Source organism: Blautia sp. OM06-15AC (assembly GCF_003481425.1).
GTDB classification, from domain to species: Bacteria; Bacillota; Clostridia; order Lachnospirales; family Lachnospiraceae; genus Fusicatenibacter; species Fusicatenibacter saccharivorans.
This window is the reverse complement of the sequence record NZ_QULD01000007.1, coordinates 1-23223: the sequence shown is the minus strand read 5'-3', so window position 1 is coordinate 23223 and position 23223 is coordinate 1. Positions and strand designations below refer to the sequence as shown.

General features: G+C 46.8%; 19 protein-coding genes and 2 tRNA genes. 5 read left to right on the top strand and 16 right to left on the bottom strand.

Translation table 11 applies throughout. The annotated features are described in order from the left end of the window. Position 1: 1 nt before the first annotated feature. The 7 genes from DXB83_RS10190 to srtB all read right to left on the bottom strand — a co-directional run bounded on the left by DXB83_RS10190 (position 2) and on the right by srtB (position 5321). Positions 2-2047: a DHH family phosphoesterase gene (locus DXB83_RS10190; protein WP_055228105.1), complete on the bottom strand. Its 2046-nt coding sequence runs from the start codon at positions 2045-2047 to the stop codon at positions 2-4. Positions 2048-2236: 189 nt separating this feature from the next. Continuing rightward, positions 2237-2485: a 30S ribosomal protein S18 gene (rpsR, locus tag DXB83_RS10185; protein ID WP_022461611.1), complete on the bottom strand. Its 249-nt coding sequence runs from the start codon at positions 2483-2485 to the stop codon at positions 2237-2239. A 20-nt stretch (positions 2486-2505) separates the two neighbouring features. Beyond that, a complete protein-coding gene (locus DXB83_RS10180; RefSeq protein WP_055220137.1) occupies positions 2506-2967 on the bottom strand; it encodes a single-stranded DNA-binding protein in 462 nt (153 codons plus the stop codon). Between the two features lie 11 nt (positions 2968-2978). Further along, positions 2979-3266, bottom strand: a complete 288-nt coding sequence (rpsF, locus tag DXB83_RS10175; RefSeq protein WP_022461610.1) for a 30S ribosomal protein S6 — start codon at positions 3264-3266, stop codon at positions 2979-2981. 147 nt (positions 3267-3413) lie between these two features. Further along, positions 3414-3605: a DUF951 domain-containing protein gene (locus tag DXB83_RS10170; protein WP_022461609.1), complete on the bottom strand. Its 192-nt coding sequence runs from the start codon at positions 3603-3605 to the stop codon at positions 3414-3416. A 106-nt stretch (positions 3606-3711) separates the two neighbouring features. Continuing rightward, the gene (locus DXB83_RS10165) at positions 3712-4443 is read right to left on the bottom strand and encodes an NAD-dependent protein deacylase (RefSeq protein WP_118666499.1); all 732 of its coding nucleotides are present in this window, start codon (positions 4441-4443) and stop codon (positions 3712-3714) included. A 26-nt stretch (positions 4444-4469) separates the two neighbouring features. Beyond that, positions 4470-5321: a class B sortase gene (gene srtB / locus DXB83_RS10160; RefSeq protein ID WP_055220142.1), complete on the bottom strand. Its 852-nt coding sequence runs from the start codon at positions 5319-5321 to the stop codon at positions 4470-4472. A 207-nt stretch (positions 5322-5528) separates the two neighbouring features. Between srtB and DXB83_RS10155 the strand changes: the two genes are divergently transcribed. Continuing rightward, positions 5529-6593 (top strand): PTS transporter subunit IIC, encoded by a 1065-nt coding sequence (locus DXB83_RS10155; RefSeq protein ID WP_117804871.1) that lies wholly within the window; start codon positions 5529-5531, stop codon positions 6591-6593. 88 nt (positions 6594-6681) lie between these two features. Here the strand turns inward: DXB83_RS10155 and DXB83_RS10150 are convergent, their stop codons facing one another. The 7 genes from DXB83_RS10150 to DXB83_RS10120 all read right to left on the bottom strand — a co-directional run bounded on the left by DXB83_RS10150 (position 6682) and on the right by DXB83_RS10120 (position 17422). Then, positions 6682-8565, bottom strand: coding sequence for a serine hydrolase domain-containing protein (locus DXB83_RS10150; protein ID WP_158580156.1), 1884 nt, complete (start codon positions 8563-8565; stop codon positions 6682-6684). A 177-nt stretch (positions 8566-8742) separates the two neighbouring features. Then, positions 8743-10365 carry an extracellular solute-binding protein gene (locus DXB83_RS10145; protein ID WP_118697541.1) on the bottom strand — a complete coding sequence of 541 codons (1623 nt, stop codon included), beginning with the start codon at positions 10363-10365 and terminating at the stop codon, positions 8743-8745. A 21-nt stretch (positions 10366-10386) separates the two neighbouring features. Then, positions 10387-11286 carry a carbohydrate ABC transporter permease gene (locus DXB83_RS10140; RefSeq protein ID WP_022461726.1) on the bottom strand — a complete coding sequence of 300 codons (900 nt, stop codon included), beginning with the start codon at positions 11284-11286 and terminating at the stop codon, positions 10387-10389. A gap of 11 nt (positions 11287-11297) precedes the next feature. Then, entirely contained in the window at positions 11298-12284 is a 987-nt protein-coding gene (locus DXB83_RS10135; RefSeq protein WP_243108903.1) for an ABC transporter permease, read from the bottom strand. Between the two features lie 253 nt (positions 12285-12537). Next, positions 12538-14250 (bottom strand): sensor histidine kinase, encoded by a 1713-nt coding sequence (locus DXB83_RS10130; RefSeq protein ID WP_117509764.1) that lies wholly within the window; start codon positions 14248-14250, stop codon positions 12538-12540. Further along, positions 14228-15724 (bottom strand): response regulator transcription factor, encoded by a 1497-nt coding sequence (locus DXB83_RS10125; RefSeq protein WP_118697540.1) that lies wholly within the window; start codon positions 15722-15724, stop codon positions 14228-14230. The genes DXB83_RS10130 and DXB83_RS10125 overlap by 23 nt, the downstream gene beginning before the upstream one ends. Positions 15725-15790: 66 nt before the next feature. After that, entirely contained in the window at positions 15791-17422 is a 1632-nt protein-coding gene (locus DXB83_RS10120; RefSeq protein WP_118666495.1) for a glycoside hydrolase family 13 protein, read from the bottom strand. A gap of 101 nt (positions 17423-17523) precedes the next feature. Here DXB83_RS10120 and DXB83_RS10115 point away from each other — a divergent pair, with 101 nt between their 5' ends. The 3 genes from DXB83_RS10115 to DXB83_RS10105 all read left to right on the top strand — a co-directional run bounded on the left by DXB83_RS10115 (position 17524) and on the right by DXB83_RS10105 (position 18783). Continuing rightward, entirely contained in the window at positions 17524-18486 is a 963-nt protein-coding gene (locus tag DXB83_RS10115) for an AraC family transcriptional regulator (RefSeq protein ID WP_055220149.1), read from the top strand. 150 nt (positions 18487-18636) lie between these two features. Continuing rightward, a tRNA-Glu gene (locus DXB83_RS10110) sits at positions 18637-18708 on the top strand. Positions 18709-18711: 3 nt separating this feature from the next. Then, positions 18712-18783, top strand: a tRNA-Cys gene (locus tag DXB83_RS10105). A gap of 108 nt (positions 18784-18891) precedes the next feature. Here DXB83_RS10105 and DXB83_RS10100 read toward each other — a convergent pair. Together DXB83_RS10100 and DXB83_RS10095 are read right to left on the bottom strand one after the other, a co-directional pair. Next, positions 18892-19776: an SH3 domain-containing protein gene (locus DXB83_RS10100; RefSeq protein WP_118697539.1), complete on the bottom strand. Its 885-nt coding sequence runs from the start codon at positions 19774-19776 to the stop codon at positions 18892-18894. A gap of 198 nt (positions 19777-19974) precedes the next feature. Further along, positions 19975-22170, bottom strand: a complete 2196-nt coding sequence (locus DXB83_RS10095) for an alpha-galactosidase (RefSeq protein WP_117509884.1) — start codon at positions 22168-22170, stop codon at positions 19975-19977. 125 nt (positions 22171-22295) lie between these two features. Between DXB83_RS10095 and DXB83_RS10090 the strand changes: the two genes are divergently transcribed. After that, on the top strand, positions 22296-23153 hold the full coding sequence (locus DXB83_RS10090; RefSeq protein ID WP_117509761.1) for an AraC family transcriptional regulator: 858 nt from the start codon (positions 22296-22298) through the stop codon (positions 23151-23153). The last annotated feature ends 70 nt before the right edge of the window (positions 23154-23223 follow it).

Genomic DNA, 23223 nt, shown 5'->3' with positions numbered 1-23223 from the left:
ATCAGATTTCTCCTCCATCCTGCATTTCTGTTAAGGTTGATTTTAGGAGGCTGCGCGCCCCCTCCAGATCGACGGTCTCAAGCTGGCATCCTGCCATATTCAGATGACCGCCGCCGCCCATCCGCTCCATGATGATCTGTACATTGACCTCATCGATCGCGCGGGCGCTGATATAGATCACGCCTTTATACTCGGTCAGTACAAAGGACGCCTTGACACCGACAATGTTCAGCAGCTCGTTCGCCGCTTGTGCTCCGACCACCGTCGGGCTGTCCACATAGTCGCTCGGGCATTCGGAAATCGCGAACTGGCCGCGGAACAGCTCCGCATTGCGGATCGTCTCTCCTCTTGCCTTGTAATCGTTCATATCCTCACGGAACAGCTTGCGCACACGCGTCACATCCGCACCGCAGCGGCGCAGGAAAGCTGCCGCCTCGAACGTGCGGACACCTGTTTTCTGCATAAAGTTGTCGGTATCGATCATGATGCCGGCATAGATGCTGTCCGCCTCCACGTTCCGGATGCGGATTCCCTCGGTAAAATACTGGAGAATCTCGGCAACCATCTCGCTCGCGGATGATGCATACGGCTCAATATAGGAAAGCACCGAGTTGCGGATCGTATCGCTTCCCTGCCGGTGATGATCCAGCACGACGATCATTTTCGCCATGTACAGCAGATCCTCACACTGTGTGATGCTCGGCTTGTTCGTATCGACCACAACGAGCAGCGTGTTGTCGTCCATGATCTCTTTCGCCTCATGGTTGTTGACAAACATGTCCGCCTCATAATCCTGGTTGTCGCTGAACGTATTCATCAGCGGAATGATCGAGCTGGTCGGGTTGTCGATGACGATGTACGCTTTTTTATTCAGCGTTTTCGCCGCACGGTAGATACCGATGGCCGCACCGAACGAATCGGCATCCGGCAGGCGGTGTCCCATGACAACGACCTTCTCTTTCGTGTTCATAAACTCTTTCAGCGCGTGCGCCTTGACGCGGGCTTTGACTCTCGTATTCTTTTCCACAGCCTGCGTTTTTCCGCCGAAATACTGAATCTTCGAACCGTCCTTTAAAACGACCTGATCGCCGCCCCGGCCAAGAGCCAGGTCGATCGCGATTTTCGCATACTCGGAGTTTTTCGCAAACGATCCAGCATCTGCTCCGATACCCATACTGATTGTGACCGCCATCTCGTTTCCGATGTTGATGGTCTTGACGTCCTCGAGGATATCGAACTTTTTCTCTTTCAGTTCATTTAACGAACTCCGGCGCATGACCACGATGTATTTGTCGTTCTCATACCGCTTCACCAGTCCGTCGAGATCGTTGAAATATTTGTTGATCTTTCGCTCGACCAGTGCGGTCAGAAGGGAACGGCGGACCTCCTCGACGCTCTCCAGCGCCTCGTCGTAGTTGTCCAGATACAGAAGACCGGTGACCATCGTTTCGTCCTCGAATTTCCGCATATACTCGCGGAGCTCCGTCTCATCGAACAGATACAGTGCCTGAATAAAATAGCCTTTGATATCTGTGTTGATCATCTCCGAATTCTGGATCAGCTCGTCGATGCAGACGCTTTTTACATGGGCACGGAAATTCTTTTCGCCGTAAGCCACGTTGATGTCGGTCTCCTCCTCATTTTTCGGTAGCCGCTCGACCGTCAGCTCCGGAAAAATGGTGGCGATACATTTATGATACTGTGTATCCTTCCCTGTGATTTTTGTAAACTCTTTGTTGACCCAGAGAAGTTTTCCCTGCGAATCCATAACGGCATAGGGCAGCGCCAGTTCCTGGATCAGATGCTTCTGAACCTGGCCGTATTCGGTCGCAAAGGTAATCAGCTCGTTGATCACCTGCGGACGCTGTCTGTAATAGAGAACTGCGGCTGCGATCACATAGACTGCAAAAAACAGCGTGAACCACATTCCTGCCATCACATCCACAAAATACATGCCGATATTCATCACAAGCATCAGGATGGACAAAATCAGCGGCCATCGAAGATAGCTCCGCAATTGGCCGCTCAACTTCATTTTGCTTTTCATTTCCTAACACCTTTCCAACGTTGCGTGTTGTATTTCGCTCCTGTCCTTCCGATTATACCACTTTGACCTGTACTTTGGCAACAAGATACTTCTGGATACAAAAAAGGTACCCGCCCTTTTCGGGCAGATACCTCCATTTATTTACCGATTCAAAATGAACGTTCGGACAGTGCTTAGCGCAAGTCAGAATCAATCATCTACGTACGGCATAATAGCCATATGTCTTGCTCTCTTAACGGCTACTGTTACTGCTCTCTGATGTTTTGCGCAGGTTCCAGTTACACGTCTCGGCAGGATTTTACCACGCTCGGATACATATTTTTTCAGTTTAGCTGCATCCTTGTAGCTGATCTCTTCTCCACCACAGAAAACACAAACTTTTCTTCTTCTGCGGGCCGGTCTTCTGGAAGCTGGTCTTTCACTATTATTATAAGCCATGATCAATCTCTCCTTTTCTATCAATTAAATGGCAATTCTTCGTCAATGCCATCGGGAATATTCATAAAACCATCGGCGCTGCCCAGGTCAGATGTATTCGCGGACGGAGCCGGATTGTTATGCTGCGGTGCGGAGTATCCTCCGTTGTTTCCACCTGCATTTTTGCTCTCTGCAAACTCCTGCTCTTCTACAACTACGTCTGTCGTGTAGACCTTCTGGCCTTCACGGTTGGTGTAGCTTCCGGTCTGAATGCGGCCGGTGATGGCGATCTTCGTTCCCTGACGCAGGTATTTCTCTGCAAATTCTGCCTGGCGGCCGAAAGCAACGCATCCGATAAAGTCTGCGGTTGCGGAATCGCCGTCTCTGCGGAATCTGCGGTCAACAGCCAGTGTATAACGGGCTACCGCTGTGGAGTTCTCTCCAGCAGAGTATCTGACATCGGGATCTCTGGTCAATCTTCCCATCAATATAACTTTATTCATTCGCTTACCTCTTAAGCTTCCTTTTTAACGACTAAGTATCTCAGTACGTTATCCATAATACGCATATGGCTCTCGATCTCTGCCGGAGCTGTTGCGTCTGCTTCAAACTGAATAAAGTAGTAATATGCTTCACGCATATGCTGAATTTCGTATGCAAGGCGTTTTTTGCCCCACTCTTCTACTTCGCCAACTGTTCCGCCGTAACGGGTTACATAACCTTTGGCTTTCTCAACTACAGCTGCGCGTTCCTCTTCTTCAAGTTTTGCATTCACAACCAGTGCTAATTCGTACTTGTTCATGCTTTACCTCCTTTTGGACTTTTTGGCACCCCATTTTCATTATGGGGAGCAAGGAATTATTTTTATACGTCACAATTTGTTATTTTAACATAAAAAAGGGCTTATAGCAAGCCCTTTTTCGCGTGTTTTCTTGTTTTTTTCACGATATTACGCATCTTTTTTTCGTAATCCGCGGGTGTTTTTCTCGACCAGCTTGCGTGCTACCATGATCTGGTGGCCGCAGCCGGTGCATTTGAGACGGAAATCTGCGCCGACACGCAGGATTTCCCACTCGCTGCTGCCGCACGGATGCGGCTTTTTCAGTTTTACAATATCGCCTACTTCGTAATGTTCTGCCATGTTTTTCCGCCTTATTTTTATATTTCCTGACACTTTCCGAGATTTTTTCTCAAGGTTCTCTCTGTATCATCAGAGCCGCACCTCCATTTTTCACAGCTCTGAAGTTTCACACCCGGATACTGCCGAGCACCTGTCCGATCGGCTGCTGGATCAGAAGATCTGCGTTGTTGTCCATCGGTGTTGCACCTTTATTAATCAGGACCAGTGCATCGCCCCGAAAATACTGGAGAAGACCTGCTGCCGGATACACAGCAAGCGACGTTCCGCCGACGATCAGAAGATCGGCGGCCGCAATCGCGCGGATCGCACCGTCGAGCACTTTCTCATTCAGACTCTCCTCGTAGAGTACGACATCCGGTTTGATCATGCCTCCGCATTTTTCACATCTTGGAACGCCGCTGCTCTTTCTCACCAGCTCTGTATCGCAGGCTGCCCCGCATTTCATGCAGTAATTGCGGTGTGTGCTTCCGTGCAGTTCATACACTACTTTACTTCCCGCCGCCTGATGCAGTCCGTCAATGTTCTGCGTCACAATCGCTTTTAATTTTCCCGCCGCTTCCAGCTCTGCAAGCTTTTTGTGCGCCGCATTCGGTTCTGCGCCGACCGGAAGCATTTTGTCGCGGTAAAAGGCATAAAACTTTTCCGGGTACCGCAGGAAATAGCTGTGGCTTAAAATTGTCTCCGGCGGAACGTCATACTTCTGATGATAAAGGCCATCCACGCTCCGGAAATCCGGAATCCCGCTCTCCGTGGACACGCCCGCGCCGCCGAAGAATACGATATTTTCATGCGTATCAATCAATCTCTGCAGTTCTTCGATTTTTCTTTCCTCTTCCATCTGTCATTCCTCCTCCTGACCAATCATTACCGGTTCCGCCGCACGCCCAGAACGACGAACCGTCCAGTCGTATCGCTCGCCGCACAGGTGGACAGCACAATAATATGGCTGTTTTCATCCATCTCCGGCTGCTCCACCGGGATCTCTGACCGCGCCGCCATGGTATTCAGATACTGTACAAACGCTTCACCCCCGCCGGAATACAGCGTGTAGACATCACTGTCTGCCTCCGTATAAAAGGCAGAAAAAATCTGGTACACATCGTTTGATTCCGGCGTCAGCATCCAGAAATAGACGCTGTCCCTATATTTTTCCTGCTCCTTCATCTGTTTCAATTTTCCGAACATGGAGAGATTCTTCATATTATGACCGTAAACGATTGTGTTTCCATCACTGAAATCACCCTGATTCTGGTAATCGAGGAAAATGGAACCCGCAAAGTTGCTCGTTCCCTCATACGTCGTATGAAGATACGCATCGTTGTCCGGCCCCTGTACGACCGGGTAACTGATGTCAAGAGCTTCGATATAAAGCCATCCCTTCACATCCGGGTTAATCGCTTTTAGGGATTCAAAATCGACGGCAAGCGGCGGTTCTGTCGGATACGACAGTGGTTCCGGCTCCGGTTCGGAAGGCTCCGCCGGTTTGGATTCCGCCTGCGGCTCCTCTGTTTTCTTTGGTGCCGGTGTCTCCGGTGTTTTTGTAATTTCCGTCGTATACTGCTGCAGATCCCGGTATTCATCCGTGCCGGTCTTGTAATCCAGGTAAATGCCGATCAGCTTGTACCCGGAAAAGCAGAAAACAGCAAGTGCCGCTAAAAATACCAGAGTCCAAAGCGGATTGCCGCGTTTTTTCTGTTTCTTTTTCTGTTTTCCCATGCGTCTCCTTTATCACTTTTTTACTGTCTGCGCTGTTTTCTGGAAGCGCTCTGAATTTGTCTCAATTATAAGCGTGCCCCTTTCTTTTGTCAACTTATGCCCCCGGAAAAGGATTGCACCCGCCCCCATCTTATGATAGACTAAAAGTCGACTGACAAGTCACTTGTGAATACAGTAACACACCACATACATGAGGAGGAATTCCATATGCGAACAATCAAAAAAGTCGCCTCGCACATCTTCATTGATGGCTTCGGCGGCATGACGCAGGGTCTTTTTGCAACCCTGATTATCGGTACGATGATTCAGCAGATCGGTCTTCTGATCGGCGGTTCGACCGGAAATGTGATCTATCTGCTTGGAAAAGCTGCCGCAGCCCTGACAAGTGCCGGTATCGGTGTCGGCGTGGCAGTGAAATATGGGGAAAGCCCGCTTGTCACGGTTTCTGCAGCCGTCGCCGCCATGGTCGGCGGTTATGCCGGCAAGATCACCGGCGGCACATTCTTTGTGGACGGAAATGCCGTTCTGGCAGGACCTGGCGAACCGCTCGGCGCTTTCATTGCAGCTTTCGCAGGCATCACCTGCGGCCATCTGGTTTCCGGCAAGACCAAGGTTGATATCATCGTGACACCGGTCATCACCATCGGAGCCGGTTCCGTTGTCGGACTGCTCGTCGGACCGCCGATCTCCCAGATGATGACAGGCCTTGGAAGCATCATCAACTGGGCAACGGAACAGCGGCCGTTCATCATGGGCATCGTTGTTTCGGTCGTCATGGGTATGGTTCTGACACTGCCGATCAGCTCCGCTGCACTCGGCATCATTCTGAATCTTTCCGGTCTTGCCGCCGGTGCCGCAACGATCGGCTGCTGCTGCAACATGGTCGGATTCGCGGTTGCAAGTTATCGGGAAAACAAATTCGGCGGCCTTGTCGCACAGGGTCTTGGAACCTCGATGCTCCAGGTGCCGAACATCATGCGTCATCCACTGATCTGGCTGCCCGTCATCTTCTCGAGTGCGATTTTAGGACCCGTCTCCACAATCCTCGCCAATATGCAGAATAATGCAACGGGAAGCGGCATGGGTTCCGCAGGTCTTGTCGGACAGATCACAACGTATCAGACGATGATCACTTACGATGATCCGAAGCTCGTTATCATCAAAATTATTCTGCTCCACTTCGTGCTTCCGGCTGTGATCACCTTGTTCTTCTCAGAGGTATTCCGCAAGGCAAACCTGATCAAATCCGGCGATATGGCTTTGAATCTGTAATCTGTATTTTTAAAAGGGAATGGAACTGCGCATCCGGCAGCTCCATTCCCTTTTTTATCCACATTTCTCTTCTGATTTTTTTCTGTTTTTACACCGTTTCTTCTGCGTTTTCCGCATTTTCCACTGCCGCGGCCGATTCAGCTTCCGCTGCCGCTTCTTCTGTCCCCGTTTCTTCCCCCGGCCGCACACGGTGTGCCTCTACCATTGGCTCAATGGTCTGTGCCATCAGCAGATGGATCATGTCAAGGCTCCGCTCGCGGAACCGCGACGGCAGAAGCGGTGCGATCGCCACATCCGTCACGAGGGATTCAAGGCCCTCGATAATCAGATCCTTGCCCGGCGTCTCATTCCACTCCAGTCTGATCCGCTCGAAATCACGCTGGAAAATGATTTTGACCCTCCGTCTTGCGGCCTCTTCCAGAAATGCAAACTCAAGCTTCAGCACCAGTTCGCCGTCTTCATTCTCCGCAAACTGTCCCGTCGTTCCGAGCAGATACGATTCCTCGTTTTCCACCCATTCTACAACTTTGGACCCCGTAAGACCGATCGCAATGCGCTGTGTTTTTTCTCCCTCGGTCAGCTCGACAAAGAAACGGCCTTTTTCATAGAAGAAACCGATGCGGCGGATGCCGTCGGAAAAGTTGTTGTGGAAGACCTGCAGCGTCAGCGGAAACATGCCGACATGCGTGTCCTCCATTTTATATTCTTTTCCGTGCAGAAGCTGCGCCATGTCGATCTGACGCGGTGTTCCGCTGTTCCGCGGCCCCGGTGTTCTCCGCTTCCAGCCGCCGCGCAGGATTCTTCCCGGTGTCTCTTTCGCGCCCTCCAGATCACGGCAGGTCTGCACCAGCTTCTGATATGCCATCGGGCTTTCCGCCTCGCCGGATTTCAGCTCTGCACCAAATTCCGCGCCGAAATACTTCCGCACAATGTCGAGCATCTCACACGTCTGGAACAGCTCGTTGCTGCCCGCATTCGTCACAATCACCACGCCGGTATCCGGATAACCGAGCACGTTCTGCCCCAGCATGCCATTGAACGCAAAGCTGCCCGGCCGCTCCTCCATCCAGACCTGGTAACCATAGCCATATTTTCCCATCTTTTCCGGCGGTGTCGCATGAACGGAGGTGGACGCTGCGACCCATTCCGCCGGGACGATCTGTTTTCCTTCGAATTTTCCGCCGTTCACGTACATCACCCCGAGCTTGGCCGCGTCCTCCGGGCACAGGAAGAGGCCCCAGCCGCCTTTCGTAATCCCTGCCGGGCAGCTCTCCCAGAAAACTTTCCGGATGCCGAGAGGCTCAAACAGACGCGGCCGCAGGTAATCTACCATTTTCATGCCGGTGCGCTCCTGTATGATTGCAGACAGCAGATACGTGTTCATACTGTTGTACTCAAACGCTTCGCCCGGTGTTCCCTTGACCGGCGCATTTAAGAAGCTGTCCACCCAGTCGTTGCCGGAAACAACGCCCATCTCGTTGAACTGTACGCCGCTCTTCATCGTCAGAAGATGCTTCACGGTCAGATTCGGGCGCAGGATCTTCTGCAGCAGACCGTTTCGTTTTTCAAAAATATCATAGACGTTCTCGTCCAGGGAAAGTTTTCCTTCACTGATCAGAAAACCAGCCGCCATGCCAGTGATGCTCTTACACATAGAATACGTCGCATGCCAGATGCCGCTGCGGTATGGGGCGAAATTGCATTCGCAGATGACATGTCCATTCCGCAGGACCAGCAGATGATGCATGTCCGTATGGCGCGCAGCGGCGAGCTCACGAAGCATCTGCGTCAGCTTTTCCGATGAGATGCCTTCGCTCTCCGGCACCACGCGCGGAAAATACGTTTCCGGAGATGCAAAATCCCCGAACGCTTCCTTCTGCGGCGCAAAGTCCGTCTTTCCCATATGTCCTGTCGTCCCACTCATAAATCCCCAGATCATTTCCATTGCGGTTAACTGTTCTTTCGCTGCCATGTACGATGCCTCCTGTCTCATGCGGTTGGATTTCCCTGTTTTTCCAGTTTTCCTCATTATATCCAGATTCCTTGAAAATCGCAATGCTTCTTCTGATAAAAAAGAACCGACATAGAAATCTGTATTTCAATTTCTGCCGGTTCTTTTCCGTGTGTGATTTTTTTATTTTACTTTAGCTTACTCATTCCAGAGTTTCATACGCTCCTGATAATTCTGTGTGATAACTTTTTCTACATCTTCCAGTCCTGCGTCATTCATTTCGGAAATCATCTTGTCGTACTCTTCCATTGCCGCATCGTGGCTGTCTGCATTCACAATCTTCGGATATTCCTGATCGTAGATATCCTGGATTTTCTGCCATTTCAAGCCATCCGGAGTGCTTCCTGCCGGGGTAAGGCCTGTAAACTCTGCGGTATCCCATCTGTCGTTCTCACCAAAGTGATTCATAGCCACCTGCCGGGTCTCTTTTACTTTATACTGTGTTACATCGTATGGAGTTCCGTCTGTACCATTTCCGTTCTTTACAAACCAGGTCCATTTGCGGACGCCGGTATCCAGTTTTGTTTTGTCAAAATCCGTCTGGAATCCTTCAATCAGATCATCGTTCGGAACGTGTTTTCCATCTTCCATATTCCAGTTGGTTCCCTCAATACCCCACATCAGAAGATACTGTCCTTCTTCGCTTGCAAGGTAGTTGATCATCTTCATGGCTGCTTCCGGATTTTTACAATTCTTGGTGATCGCGATTGCATCCCAGCCAAGTGTACTTCTTCCGCAGTAAGTAGTTTCATCTGCACTGATTCCGTTTCCAAGGATTTTATAGGAATAGAATTTTGCATCTTCTCCTACAGAAGAAGCAAGTGCTGTATTTGCTGCATCGGTATCCCAATAGGAAGCAAAGGTACTGAATACGTTGCCTGCAGACAGTTTCTGCGTCCACTGATTTTTCTTGTTGACAACCCACTCTTTGTCCAGAAGGCCTTCGGTATACAGTTCATTGGCAAAGGACATCATCTCTTTGAAGTTTGGTGCTTTGGCAACATGTTCCAGATTGTCCCCATCCTGATAATATGTTTTCAGACCATACATTCCTTTTAATGTTCCATCGTAGTTTTTGGATTCTGCATCAAAGGTAATGGCAATACTCTCTTTTCCGTCAATGGTCGGATGAAGTTCTTTGAATTTCTTACAAATGTCAATATACTCTTCCTGTGTAAATGGCTCATCGCTGTCTGCGCGGTCTTTTCCAACGATTTCGCACAGATAATCATAGCGCATCAGAACACCGGCTACCGGATCCGGATCTTCTCCGTACCAGTTATTCAGATAGTAATTTTTTCCATCGGTATAACGACTCTTGTTTAAGGTTTCCCCGTACATCTCTTTTACATCCGGGCCATACTCATCGATCAGATCATTCAACGGAAGCAGTGCGCCTGCCTCAATGTAACGGTTTACAATATCATTTCCACGATCCATCAGGACGATATCCGGGTAATTCTGACCGGTCAGCATCAGGTTCAATTTTTCCAGCGGATCTCCGGTTGGATTTTCTACCTGAATTTTGACACCTGTTTTTTCCTCAATTGCTTTTGCAACTGGATCATCAAAGGTATTGCTTCCGGAGTTTTTGTCAAAGATAGAAATCGTAACTCCGTCTGTTGATACCTCGCCCGATGCAGATGATGCACTGCCGGATGCAGTACTTGATGATGTACTGCCATTTGATCCGCATCCTGCAAGCATTCCCGCTACCATCAGGACACTCATCGCCATTGCGATACTTTTTTTGAACTTCATTTTCTTTTCCTCCTTCTATCATCAGCTCTTTACAGATCCGAGCATGATTCCTTTAACAAAATATTTCTGAATAAACGGATAAACCATGATAATCGGAATGGTCGCAATCATCGTAGCAGCCATTCGAATGCTGTCCGGTGTAATGGTCTGTGACGCCTGATTTGCCGCCTGGTTCGCTGATGAAGTCTGATACTGATTCAGAATTTCAACCAAAATGGACTGCATTGTTTTTAAAGACTGTGCATTCGTAAACAAATATGCATCGAACCAAGAATTCCAATGTGTAATTGCAACAAACAGTGCAATGGTCATAATAATCGGCTTGGACAATGGAATTACCATTTTAAAGAAAACTGTCAGATCATTTGCTCCGTCAATTTTCGCCGATTCAAAAATCTCTGCCGGCATTCCCTCTATATAATTCTTTACCAGAATCATATTATAAACACTTACCAGGTTCGGGAAAATAAATACAATGAAATTATTCAGCATTCCAAGGCTCTTTAATACCATATAATACGGAACCATTCCGCCGCCAAAATACATGGTGAAGATAAAGAACAGGTTCAGCTGTTTCCGGAACAGCAGCTCTTTTCTGGAAAGCACATAGGCAAGTGCTGTCGTGACAAGGACCGCCAGCGGTGTACCAATTGCAGTACGAAGTACAGTGATCAGAATGCCATGCAAAAATGTGGCACGTCCCAGAATATCTTTATAACTTGCCAGACTCAGTTTTCTCGGCAGAAAGTAGAGCCCGCCGCGCAGTGCATCGGTTGCATCGTTAATGGATACCACAAAAATGTTCCAGAACGGATACACACAGATCACAGTAACTAACACCAGAAAAACCACTTTGAAAATATCAAGAAACCAGTCACTGGCACAACGTTTTCTTTTGATTTTAATTGCTTTTTCTCTCATTTTCCTTCCTCCTAAAACAGTGCCGTATTATCATCACTGAATTTCTTCGAAAGTGCATTTGCACTGATGACCAGAATGAAGGAGACTGCGGATTTAAAGAATCCTACTGCAGTACCGTAAGAATACATTCCGTTTTTCAGACCATAGCGGTATGCATACGTATCAAGTACATCAGAATAATTTAAAATAGCATCATTAGACATCAACAGCTGCTGCTCATATCCTGTATTCAGAACACCTCCGATTGCCAGAATCAGAAGAATCATAATGGTCGGCTTTAATGCCGGAAGTGTGATATGCAGAATCTTCTGCATTCTCGTCGCACCATCCACATCCGCTGCTTCATACATATCCTGGCTGATGCCGGAGATTGCCGCCATATAGATAATCGCATTGTATCCAAGTACCTTCCACGCATTTGCGATCGCGATGATCCACCAGAAATATGGTCCTTTCTGGAAAAACAGAATCGACTCATCGGTTAATCCGAAGAATTTTAACAGATTGTTGATGACGCCGTCTGAAGAAAGGAATGTAAGGAAAATGTTTGCCGCAATAACCCAGGAAATAAAATAGGGAATATAAGATGCGGTCTGTACAAATTTCTTTGCCTTCTGGTTTCGAACTTCATTCAGGCAAAGCGCCAGAATGATTGGCAGCGGGAATGAGAATAACAGTGTCAGTAAGCTGGTTGCCATTGTGTTTCTCATGATTTTTGTGAAATCTGTGGAAAAGAAATACTTGAACCAGTCAAGACCGACAAACTGCGAATTCGCCATATCCGCAAAATAGCCGCTACCCTGCGGCGTGTAGTTGATGAAGGACATATACAGTCCTGTCATTGGTGCATAGCAGATCAGAATGACCCATACCAACGATGGAATCAGCAGTAAAAACAGATATTTCTGTTTCCAGAACCGTTCCGCGAGGCTTTTTTTGTGCTTTGCATGCACGTTTTCTTTTTTCATGCCTTCTCCTTCTTTCTTCTTTTTGTTCATCTTGTACACTCTTGCTGTCTATGTTTCCATTCTAATGGATAGTCTGTCCTGCAACAATCTCACTTTTTTATGATTTCTATCTCGATTTAACGGAGTTTTATAATTCTCTTTTTTATTCTGTTGTTTTCTTACGATTTCTGTCAATATCTAACGAAACAGAAACCGGCTGACGGGCAAAATCACCTTTATCAGCCGGTTTCTGTTTCCTCTTTTATGCAAACAATACGAAGTTATTTCTGCTTTGTTTGATTTTTTATTCGTTTACTGGAATTCTGACAGAAACTGTCGTTCCATATCCTTCCTGGCTTTCTATTCGGACACCATAATTCTCTCCATAAGCCAGACGAACCCTGTTTGCAACATTTCTCAGTCCATATCCTTCCTCTGAGCGCCGCAGAGAACTTCGCAGTTTAATCAGTTTTTCCGCCTCGATTCCACATCCATCATCTGTCACCTGGAATACCACATCCCTTTCTTCTTTTTGAATTCTGACCGCAATGTGGAGAACTTCTTCCTCTTTTCTCGCATGGTGAATGGCATTTTCAACCAGCGGCTGCAGAAGAAGTTTAATGGTTCGATATGTCAGTACTTCTCTTGCAATCTCATACTCCACCTGTACGCTGTCCCGAAAACGCATCTGCTGGATTTTCAGATAGCTCTGCAGCAGTTCCACTTCTTCCTGGATGGAAAGCACCTGTTTTCCCTTATTCAGGGAAATCCGGTAGAAGCTGGACAAATTTTTGACCGCCTGCATCGTCTGTTTTCCACCTTCCCGCATCGCCAGTGCTGAAATAACCGCAAGTGCATTGTAAAGAAAGTGCGGATTGATCTGTTCCTGCAGCAAATTCAGTTCGCTCGTCTGAATCCGGATTTTCTTTTCGTAATTTTCCCGAATTAGCTCCTGAATCTGATCACTGAGCTGATTAAACGCCAGCCCGATCTGTCCGATCTCATCTTCTCCCATATTTTCCAGACGGTAATCAAATTCTCCCTGTCCCATCCGTTTTGCTGCATACACCACTTTCTGCACCCGCGTGGAAAGCCATCTTGTGTAACAGATAATGCAGAGAAATACCATAGCCGCGCTGCAGAGGATCAGGAACATCATCCTTCTTGAAACAGCTTTTGCGTCTTTTAAAACCGTCTCCTTATCCGAAATCACAAGAATTTTTGTTCCGAAAACTCCGCTCTGGATATTTCCGATTTTTGAAATGCCGTCACGCTCAAACTCAATCTGCGCTTTCTGCTCCAGATCCTCTTCTGGCATTCTGGTCCGGATCGGAAGGCCTGCCATTTCCGGTTCGGAAGCAGCCAGAATATATCCTTTTTGATCCACCAGATAAATTTCATCGGTGGAATTTATTGTTTCGAGGAGGGGCTGTATCTGCTGATTTTCAATCTGTAACGACAGTACGCTCTTCATCCCGCCCTGTGGATAAAAATTCATCAGACGATTCATATGAAATGCTTTTCCGTCTCCAGATGTCCCACAGAATACCGTTTCCCCTATCGCATCAAATGTCAGCACACGTTCCCTCCGATCTAGATCCTGCATGGAATAAAAATAATAATTATCCTGCGGAAGCGTTTCATTGTTGCTGTAAAAACAGATTTTGTAAATTCCTGCATTCATCAGACAGATTTCGCTGAGCTTCTTATCAATATAGTAAAACATATCTTCATAAGAATCGTTGCTGTAATCCTGAAACAAATATCCGCTCAGCATCTGATCCACATACAGCACCTCCAGAATTGTTTCGTAAGGCTCGACCATCGTAGAAAAATTTTTTTCAATTCGTTCTGCTTCCTGTTCTGCACTCTGATATGCTTCAGTAAGAAGCACATTCCTTGTTTTTCCATAACTGTACCAGGTAACACACAGCATTGGAATCAGTGCCAGTACCAGATAGCCGATCACCAGTTTAAACTGAAAACTCCGATTTTTATACCATTTTACGATATTCATTTGGTGTCACTCCAAATCTTTTCTGAAAAACAACGCCAAAGTAAGAAACATTTTCATATCCAACCGCCAGACTCACTTCCCGTACTTTATTTTTCTTATTCTTTAACAGTTCCGCCGCCCTCTGCAGACGCATTTCCGTATTGTATTCCAAAATCGTTTTTCCTGTTGCCTCTTTAAACAGGCTCCTCAGATAATTCGGAGACAAACCGACCTCCGCGGCCAGCTTTTCGATATCTGCGCTTTCCGAGCAGTGCTCCTGAAGATATGTTTTTACCTGATAAACGGCATAGTAATTTGGATTTTGATTCTGTTCTTCAAAAAATGCCAACATCCGTTCCAGATACTGCTTCATCTTTTCCCGCATCTGATAACTGTTGTTTGCTTCAAAAATTTCATTTTCTCTCAAAATTTTTTCTGCTTCCATCCAGTTTTCCAGCAGTTCATCGCTCAAAACAAGACGGTTCCATAGATACATATAGAGATTGTAAACTTCTCCCGCAAATGTTTTCGGCGCAAGCCCCTTTAGCTGTTGAAAATAATCTTTCATGGTCTGCAGCGTTTCCTGCTTTTTCCCGCTGCTGACCAGACGACAGATTTCTTCTCTCCGCTCCTTCTGTTCCCGGAAATGATATGCTTTTTCCTCTTCCGTTTCTTTTTCATCTGCACAGAAAAGTTCCGGTGGATCCATATGAAATGCCGGAACACAACAGTTCCGAAGTTTTTCCGCCTTTTCGTACAGGCAGTCAGCTGTCCATGCTCCACTGCACCATCCAACGGCTCTCGGTGCGTCTTCTTTCAAATCATTCCAGATCTGAAATGCCGTATCTTTCACCGACAGATACCCCGCCAGCAGCAGAATGCTGATCCGTTCCGTTTTGCTGATGTAACGGATGCCCTTGTATTTTTCCTGAATTTTGCTACAGATGTTTTCTTCCGTTTTTCCATAAACCGCTATGATTCCAAACCTGCACTCTTCCAGTTCTTCTCCAAATACACCACGGAAATTTTTCCGTAAAAGCTCTGTTTCCTGTTTTTCCCGCAAAGCCATTTCCAGCAACTGCTTCGCCGCCGTTTTCCGCGACCAGTCTGCTATCTCACTTTTCTCCAGTTCACTTCTCACTTTTTTCAGACATGCTTCTACTTCTTCAATCGTAAATGGCTTTAAAAGGTAATCCACGGCATTCACCTGAAAAGCGGAATGGATATAGGAAAAATCATCATATCCTGTCAGAAAAACAATTTTGCATGGATACCCCCGGCGTACGATCGTCTCTGCCAGTTCAATTCCACTCATTCCTGGCATCTGAATATCCGTAATCACAATATCTGCCATATTTTCTTCCAGGCACTCCAGTGCCCTTCTGCCATTGCGCGCGGTAAATACTCTGGAAATCCCGTTCTTTTTCCAGTCAATATAATCCCGCAATGTCTCCAGTTCAATTTCTTCATCTTCTACAAGAAGAACGCGATACATTTTCTCCCTCCTGTTTCCAGTTGCTCCTGCAGTTTTCTTCTCCTGCTGCTTTTCATTTCTGTCTTTTTACTGCAGAAGTTCAATCATATACGCCTCATACGGCTGTAACTTCCACACTTCTTTTGTGAGACTTTCTGTATCATTATGAATCAGAACCGTTCCTTTTGTCAAATCATATCGGGCTTTCATCTCTGCCGCGGTATCCCGGAAATTGCAGAGCACAATCAGCTTTTTCTCTCCCATATTTCTCTCATAAGCAAAAATATCCGGATTTTCTTCCTCAATCAGACGGAAATCCCCATAAACAAGAGTGTCATTTTTCCTACGCAACGCAATTAGTTTTTGATAGAAATAGAAGAGGGAATCCGGATTTTTTCTGCTGTTTTCCACATTGATCTCCTCGTAATTCTGATTTTCCGCCATCCACGGTGTTCCCGCTGTAAATCCGGCGTGTTTTTCCGCATTCCACTGCATTGGCGTCCGCGCATGGTCCCGGCTGTTCCGTGCAAGATAGGTACGAATTTTTTCTTCCTCCCAGCCTTCTTTTTTACGGTCTTCGGCAAAATTTACAGACTCGATATCCTGATAGTCCTCGATCCGAAGCCCTGACACATTTGTCATACCGATTTCTTCCCCCTGGTAAATATAAGGAGTTCCTTTCATCCCATGGAGAAGGACAGCCAACATTTTTGCTGATTTTTCCCGATACGGTTCCCTGTCATTTCCAAAGCGCGATACGACACGCGGAAAATCATGGTTTCCCCAGAACAGACTGTTCCATCCTTTTTCTTCCAGTCCCGTCTGCCATTTTTCAAAGATCTGCTTCAGTTGCGGCAGCGTATACGGTTTCGGATCCCAGTTTCCACTTCGGATGCCGTCGATTCCCATCAGTTCAAACTGAAAAATCATACTGAGTTCCTGGCTTTCCGGATCAGAATACTGCTGTGCCATTTCTACCGTAGCACCTCCGGTTTCCCCCACTGTCAGGATCTGTTCTGATTTTCCATACGTATTCTGATTCATTTCCATTAAGTATGTATGAATCTGCTCCGAATGAGTATCATTTCCTCCATGTCCATCTTTTACAATATTGTCAATTGCATCCAGCCGGAAACCACGGATCCCTTTATCCATCCAGAACTGGATCATCCGGTACAGCTCTTTCCGAAGCGACGGATTTTTCCAGTTCAGATCCGGCTGCATTACACTGAAACTGTGATAATAATATTCCTGAACCTCCGGCACCCATTCCCAGGTGCTTCCTCCAAAGAATGCTCCGCCGCCTTCTGGCGGCTGCTCCTTCGTTCCTTCCTTCCAGATGTAAAAATCATGGTATTTACTGTTTCGATCCTTTCTGGCTTCCAGGAACCATGGGTGCAGATGGGAACTATGATTTAAAACAAGATCCATCATGACCACAATTTCCCGCTTTTCACAGGCTGCGATCAGTTCTTCCAGCTCTTCCATTGTGCCCGCTTCTTCCATTACTTTATAATAGTCACTGACATCATATCCATTGTCGTAATTAGGAGAATCGTTAAAAGGCGAAAGCCAGATGGCTCCAACACCAAGCTCCTGCAGATAGTCCAGCTTCTGCAGAATCCCTCCAAAATCGCCGATGCCGTCTCCGTTGCTGTCACAGAAGCTTCTGGTGTAAATCTGATATACGGTTAAGCTATGCCACCACTCTCTTTTCATTTTCTGTCCTCTCTTTCTTTTTTCCTATAAGAGCAGTATAATGATATTATCTTATATTTTCTAACCTGATTTTCGTATTTAATGAAAGGATTTTGACTTTTATGAAAAAAGAACGTTCAAAAGAGCTCTTTTCTCCTGAATCTTGTTCCCCTGTTCTTTCTGGCGGAATCCGGGATTTTACCGTGCATGGAACCGAACCTGTTCCGCTCCATATCTATCATCAGGATTATGCGCATGGCGGGCTCTCTGTTCCTTTTCACTGGCATAAAGAATTAGAATGGATCTGGGTTGAAAAAGGTACTCTCACTCTGACACTGAAAACTGAAACCCGGACAATTTCCGAAGGTACTTTTCTTTTCATCAACAGTCACGAACTGCATCAGCTCTGCAGCATTGGAACTACCCCTTCGGTTCACCATGCCCTTGTATTTCTTCCAGAAATTCTCTCATGTGCCTATCTGGATTCCTGTGAAGCAGACTGGATTCGTCCGCTGCTCTCTCATCAACTGCTTCTTCCGGCTTTTCCATTGGAAGAGCTTTCTGCTGCTGAAGCCTCCTCTCAGACACAGAAAACATTTGTACTGACATTATCTGAGCTTTTCCAGGAAATCCTGTATGCATACGATACCAAACCCATCGGCTGGTTTCTTCTGATCAAAAGTGACATGTATCGGATTCTTGCACTTCTGGCGCAATACCAGCTTTTTCTTCATCCGGAACCCCTCTGCACTCGTAAAAAAGAAAGATCTGATCAGTGTAAAAAACTCTTACGTTATATTCAGGATAACTATGATTCTAAAATCCGTCTTTCAGATCTTGCTGCTATACTCAATATGAATCCACAATATTTTTGTCGTTTCTTCAAAACGCACTTTCACACAACGCCTATTTCCTATATCAACCAGTACCGCGTAACCCAAGCCGCAGATCTTCTTACCGGCAGCTCGCTTTCTATCTTGGAAATTGCTCTGCATACCGGATTTGAAAGCCCCAGCTATTTTGCCAGCATTTTCCGCCGGACTTTTGGTATGTCACCGGAAGAATATCGAAAAGCCATGCCCTGACCCGACAAATTTTTTCCTTCTGAATGCACGGCAACACAAATCTCAAAAATTTTTGATTTTTTTTCAAAAAACACTTGCCAAACTCGTTTTCTTATGATAATATACTACTTGTCGCTGAGCAAAAATCACGGCAGACAAAACAAAAACTTCGGCTCCGTGGTCAAGCGGTTAAGACATCGCCCTTTCACGGCGGTAACACGGGTTCGATTCCCGTCGGAGTCATATGGCGTCGTAGCCAAGTGGTAAGGCAATGGTCTGCAACACCAGTATCCACCGGTTCAAATCCGGTCGACGCCTCTATTTTCCCGGAAACAGATGGTTTCCGGGATTTTTCTTTTTCAAAATTATTTCAAAAAAGCTGCCGGTTCTGTTTGCTTCGGCAGCTTTTTTGAAAATATCATTTTTTTAATTTTCTTTTTCTTTCACATAGTCTTCATACACATACGCCGTTTTTCCCTCATACGAAATCTTGTACCATCCGTTCTCTTTTCCGAGCATTTCCACTTCTTCCCCTGTCGTCAGAGCTCCGATAACCTGGCTTGTGCTGACGTTGGGTTCTGTACGTACATTGACCGGTGAAATACAGGTGACGGTTTTCTTACCCTTCTGCTTTTTCACGCCATCCGAATTATTTTCTACTTCCAGCGCTCTTTTCTGCTCCTTGCAGGCCGTCTGAAATGTTTCTGTCAGCAGCTCATTGTCCGGGAACTGCAGAGGCTCCAGTATTTCCGGCACGATTTGCCGTGTATCGTTGCTGCCGCTTCCTTTTTTCCATATGATCTGATACCCTTCATTCTCCGTTTTCACCCCGCAGAAAAATGCAATCGGAATCTGCAGGGAATTTTTTACCTGGAAACGATAAAAGGAACTCTCGTTATCTTTTCCTTCGTTAGCTGTTTTCACCATAAAATCGCTGATGCTGTTTTCCCCTGTTATTTCATTCGGATAGAGCAAATTTTCAGCGCTCTCTTCGTCCTCCGGAAAATCCATAAGCGCTACTTTTGCCATTCCTTCTCGATACGATATCTCAAGACTTTCTCCCTCTTCTGATATGAAACTGCATTGGATTTTCTCATCTCTCATTACATTCCAGCCTTCTGGAAGTGTGATTATAATATTCTGGTATGTAGAAAGAAACTCTTTTTCACCATCTTCTGACTCATCCTGGACACTGGATGCTCTTTCGGAGACAACCGATGGATTCTCCTTTTCCACCTGCTGATTTCCACATCCCATTACCACAATAGTTGTCATCAAAAGAACAGCTAAACAGTTTTTTCTGTTTCTCATGTACAATTTCCTTTCTTGACAGTTCCGTCTTTATTTTCTGTCAGAAAATTTCTTTTGCTTATTGTATCACAACTATTTTTGCACTGTAAAGAGTACGTTCCTTCCCTCCTGCTTTGATTTTCTTTATGCAAAAAAAATCTCCAACCAGATTGAGGTTCCCTCCCCCTCAAATCCAGTTGAAGATTTTTCTTATCTTTTTTATTTTACTTCTGTAAATTCGACCCGGATACTCTCATACTCTCCCAGCACCTGATGCAGGGTCAGCCCCGCACGGTTCCAGGTACGGCCAAGGCGAACTTCCTGGTCCAGGCTACAGCGGTACAGCTTATCCTCTGCAAGACCGCACACTTTCGTGTGAACCGGAAGCATATTTCCTTCTGCGTCAGTCTTTACGATCGTAAGCAGTGCGCGGCTCTGATCCTCTGCCACGAACTCCCATGCCATGAAATCCTGTTTTTTCAGTCCGGTCAGACGGTAATACAGGCCTTCGTGTGTGAGCTCGTAATATTCATGCATCGCAGCAACCTGCTCTTTTACCATCTCTTTCTCTTCATCCGAAATCTTATTCAGATCCATCTCATAGCCGAAGCTTCCTGCCAGCGCCACATCGCCTCTTGTCCGGAACGGTGTCACACGGCCGGTCTGATGGTTCGGGCATACCGAAACGTGGGAACCAACGGTACTGATCGGATAGAAGAACGAGCTTCCGTACTGGATGGAAAGACGGTTGATCGCATCGGTATTATCGCTGCACCAGATCTGCGGGGAATAATACATCATACCGGCATCATATCTTCCGCCTCCTCCGCTGCAGCCCTCGAGCAGCAGATTCGGGCATGCGGCAAGGAATCTTTCCATCAAATCGTAAACACCGAGCACATAGCGGTGATACAGCTCTCCGTTCCGGCTCTGTGCTGCCACATGGCTGTAAACATCGCAGACGCTGCGGTTCATATCCCATTTGACATAATCAATCTTTGCATCATGAACGATGGTTGTCAGACGCTCCAGCAGATACTCACGCACATCCTCACGCGTCATATCAAGTACAAGCTGATTTCTGCTGTGGTTCGGCACACGGCCAGGAATTGCAAATGCCCAATCCGGATGTGCACGGTAAAGATCACTGTCCTCGGAAATCATCTCCGGCTCAAACCAGAGACCGAATTTCATGCCCATCTTGTGAATTTTTTCTGCAAGCTGCGCCATGGAGCCGTTCATCTTTTTCTCGTTGACGAACCAGTCACCGAGACCACTGTTATCATCCTCTCGTTTTCCAAACCAGCCATCGTCAAGCACCAGCATCTCAATGCCAAGCTTTTGCGCCTGCTCTGCAATTTTCAGAATTTTTTCTTCGTTGAAATCAAAATAGGTTGCTTCCCAGTTGTTGATCAGAATCGGTCGTTTGGCATGCTTGTATGCGCCGCGGCAGATATGCTCGCGGATGATCTCATGATACTGCTGTGACAGTTTGGTAAGACCGGTTCCGGAATAGCTTAAGATTGCCTGCGGGGTATCGAACGCCTCTCCTTTTTCCAGATGGAAGCAGAAATTGGTCGGATGAATGCCCATCTGAAAACGGGTCTGATTTTTCTGATCCTTCTGTGCTGCCGCAACAAAGTTTCCGCTGTAAACGAGGCATGCGCCGATGCAGGAACCGTGTGTCTCACCCGCACCCTCCTCGCAGAGGATCACAGCCGGATTGTAATGATGGCTCGATGTACCACGGGTGCTGCCGATCTCGACTTTTGCATGCTGCACCGGAATCCGCTCCGCCGTACGCTCCATCGCATGACGACCCGAGAAATAGATCATCTCATAATTTTCATACATCAGATCCATGCTGAAAGACAGCATTTTTTCCAGCTCAATCGCCGTTTCTCCGTGATTTTCGAGTCTTGCCGCTCTCGTAATCACATTTTCCTTTTCAAATACACCGTAAAACAGCTTCAGAACAATATCGGAAGCCTTCTCCGTCATTGTAATAACAAGAGTCTCACCTTTTTCTTCCTCTGTATCGTACAACGCCGGCATTCCCGGAATGGCATAGGAATGATCCAGAATTTCGTACGAATCGAAACGGAAATCTGCTGCAAAGCTGCCGTCCGCGTGGCGGATCTCAATCATATCATCACGGAAATCACCGACACCACTTCCCGGAATTTCCTGCGGAAATGCATCAAGAGAATATTTCCGGTTAGGGCCTGCTTCCTCCGGATTTCCTGCAAATCCCATATCTGTACAGAAAATCAGACCGGAAAGATTTTCCTCACCGATTTTTTCTCCATAGTAGAGATGCAGAAGCACATTTTTGTCATCTGCGAACATCTGGTAACTGCTGTCTTTTGTCTGGAGGGTAAATAACCGTCCATTTTCACTTACTTTGATTGCCATGATTTCCTCCTCCTGCGGCATCTTGCAGTATCCTGCAAAACACGATATAATTTTACTGATATTTCGGAATCTCATCCTTTGTGACATTCCAGCTTTTCTGATGATTCATTTTGTGAGGTATACTTATGGAAACTTCCTGGACACTTCCTGTCCCAAAGCATAAATTTTCGGATCTTTATCTCTGCTTCTGCGGCTACGAAGCCTGCCAGCCGTTCCACAGCTATGGCCCTGCTGTCCGCCCCAATTACGTGATCCACTATATTATTTCCGGAAAAGGCACTTTTACCATCGGAAACCGCACTTACCGCCTAACCGCCGGACAGGGCTTTTTCCTGATGCCAAATGTCCGCACCTACTATGAAGCCGATGCGGATGATCCCTGGACATATCTCTGGATCGGTTTTGACGGCGAAAAAGCTGCCTCTTATGTGCAGGAACTCGGTCTTTCCGAGGAGCACCCTGTCTACCAGTGCAACTTTTCCGGTGAACTGCAGTCCCTCTTGTTTCAGATGCAGAAGCACAATACCTATGACACCTCGGACCAGTATCTTCTGGAAGGCTGTCTGTACCAGTTTTTCTCAATTCTTTCCCGCGAAATCACGCTTGCCGATCCTTCTGCACGGGAGAGCGGCAATCTTTACGTGGAAAAAGCCGTTGAGTTTATCCGAAATAATTATTCCAATGAAATCCTTGTCTCGGATATTGCCAGATATGTCTGCATCAACCGGAGTTACCTTTATACCCTGTTTCAGAAATATCTCCATACCTCACCGCAGGACTATCTTTCTTCCTGCCGGATCACGCGTGCGCTCGAGCTTTTATCATATACGGATCTCTCCATCGAAACGGTCGCTTTTTCCTGTGGTTACCGGAATGCCGAAGTTTTTACCAAAGCCTTCCGCCAGAAGCAGGGCATGACGCCAAGCGCCTATCGGAAAAAGTTCCGCCTTGACACGACTCCTGACTCTGCACATGTTCCGTGATCTGTCTGATTTTATTAGTAAACGGTAGAATACGAATACCTTGACAAATAGCAGACCGCTTTTGCGGTCT

Bases quoted from the DNA above. Each gene is read 5' to 3' on its own strand.
- DXB83_RS10190 (WP_055228105.1), bottom strand. From the start codon at position 2,047: ATGAAAAGCAAAATGAAGTTGAGCGGCCAATTGCGGAGCTATCTTCGA.
- rpsR (WP_022461611.1), bottom strand. From the start codon at position 2,485: ATGGCTTATAATAATAGTGAAAGACCAGCTTCCAGAAGACCGGCCCGC.
- DXB83_RS10180 (WP_055220137.1), bottom strand. From the start codon at position 2,967: ATGAATAAAGTTATATTGATGGGAAGATTGACCAGAGATCCCGATGTC.
- rpsF (WP_022461610.1), bottom strand. From the start codon at position 3,266: ATGAACAAGTACGAATTAGCACTGGTTGTGAATGCAAAACTTGAAGAA.
- DXB83_RS10170 (WP_022461609.1), bottom strand. From the start codon at position 3,605: ATGGCAGAACATTACGAAGTAGGCGATATTGTAAAACTGAAAAAGCCG.
- DXB83_RS10165 (WP_118666499.1), bottom strand. From the start codon at position 4,443: ATGGAAGAGGAAAGAAAAATCGAAGAACTGCAGAGATTGATTGATACG.
- srtB (WP_055220142.1), bottom strand. From the start codon at position 5,321: ATGGGAAAACAGAAAAAGAAACAGAAAAAACGCGGCAATCCGCTTTGG.
- DXB83_RS10155 (WP_117804871.1), top strand. From the start codon at position 5,529: ATGCGAACAATCAAAAAAGTCGCCTCGCACATCTTCATTGATGGCTTC.
- DXB83_RS10150 (WP_158580156.1), bottom strand. From the start codon at position 8,565: ATGGCAGCGAAAGAACAGTTAACCGCAATGGAAATGATCTGGGGATTT.
- DXB83_RS10145 (WP_118697541.1), bottom strand. From the start codon at position 10,365: ATGAAGTTCAAAAAAAGTATCGCAATGGCGATGAGTGTCCTGATGGTA.
- DXB83_RS10140 (WP_022461726.1), bottom strand. From the start codon at position 11,286: ATGAGAGAAAAAGCAATTAAAATCAAAAGAAAACGTTGTGCCAGTGAC.
- DXB83_RS10135 (WP_243108903.1), bottom strand. From the start codon at position 12,284: ATGAACAAAAAGAAGAAAGAAGGAGAAGGCATGAAAAAAGAAAACGTG.
- DXB83_RS10130 (WP_117509764.1), bottom strand. From the start codon at position 14,250: ATGAATATCGTAAAATGGTATAAAAATCGGAGTTTTCAGTTTAAACTG.
- DXB83_RS10125 (WP_118697540.1), bottom strand. From the start codon at position 15,724: ATGTATCGCGTTCTTCTTGTAGAAGATGAAGAAATTGAACTGGAGACA.
- DXB83_RS10120 (WP_118666495.1), bottom strand. From the start codon at position 17,422: ATGAAAAGAGAGTGGTGGCATAGCTTAACCGTATATCAGATTTACACC.
- DXB83_RS10115 (WP_055220149.1), top strand. From the start codon at position 17,524: ATGAAAAAAGAACGTTCAAAAGAGCTCTTTTCTCCTGAATCTTGTTCC.
- DXB83_RS10100 (WP_118697539.1), bottom strand. From the start codon at position 19,776: ATGAGAAACAGAAAAAACTGTTTAGCTGTTCTTTTGATGACAACTATT.
- DXB83_RS10095 (WP_117509884.1), bottom strand. From the start codon at position 22,170: ATGGCAATCAAAGTAAGTGAAAATGGACGGTTATTTACCCTCCAGACA.
- DXB83_RS10090 (WP_117509761.1), top strand. From the start codon at position 22,296: ATGGAAACTTCCTGGACACTTCCTGTCCCAAAGCATAAATTTTCGGAT.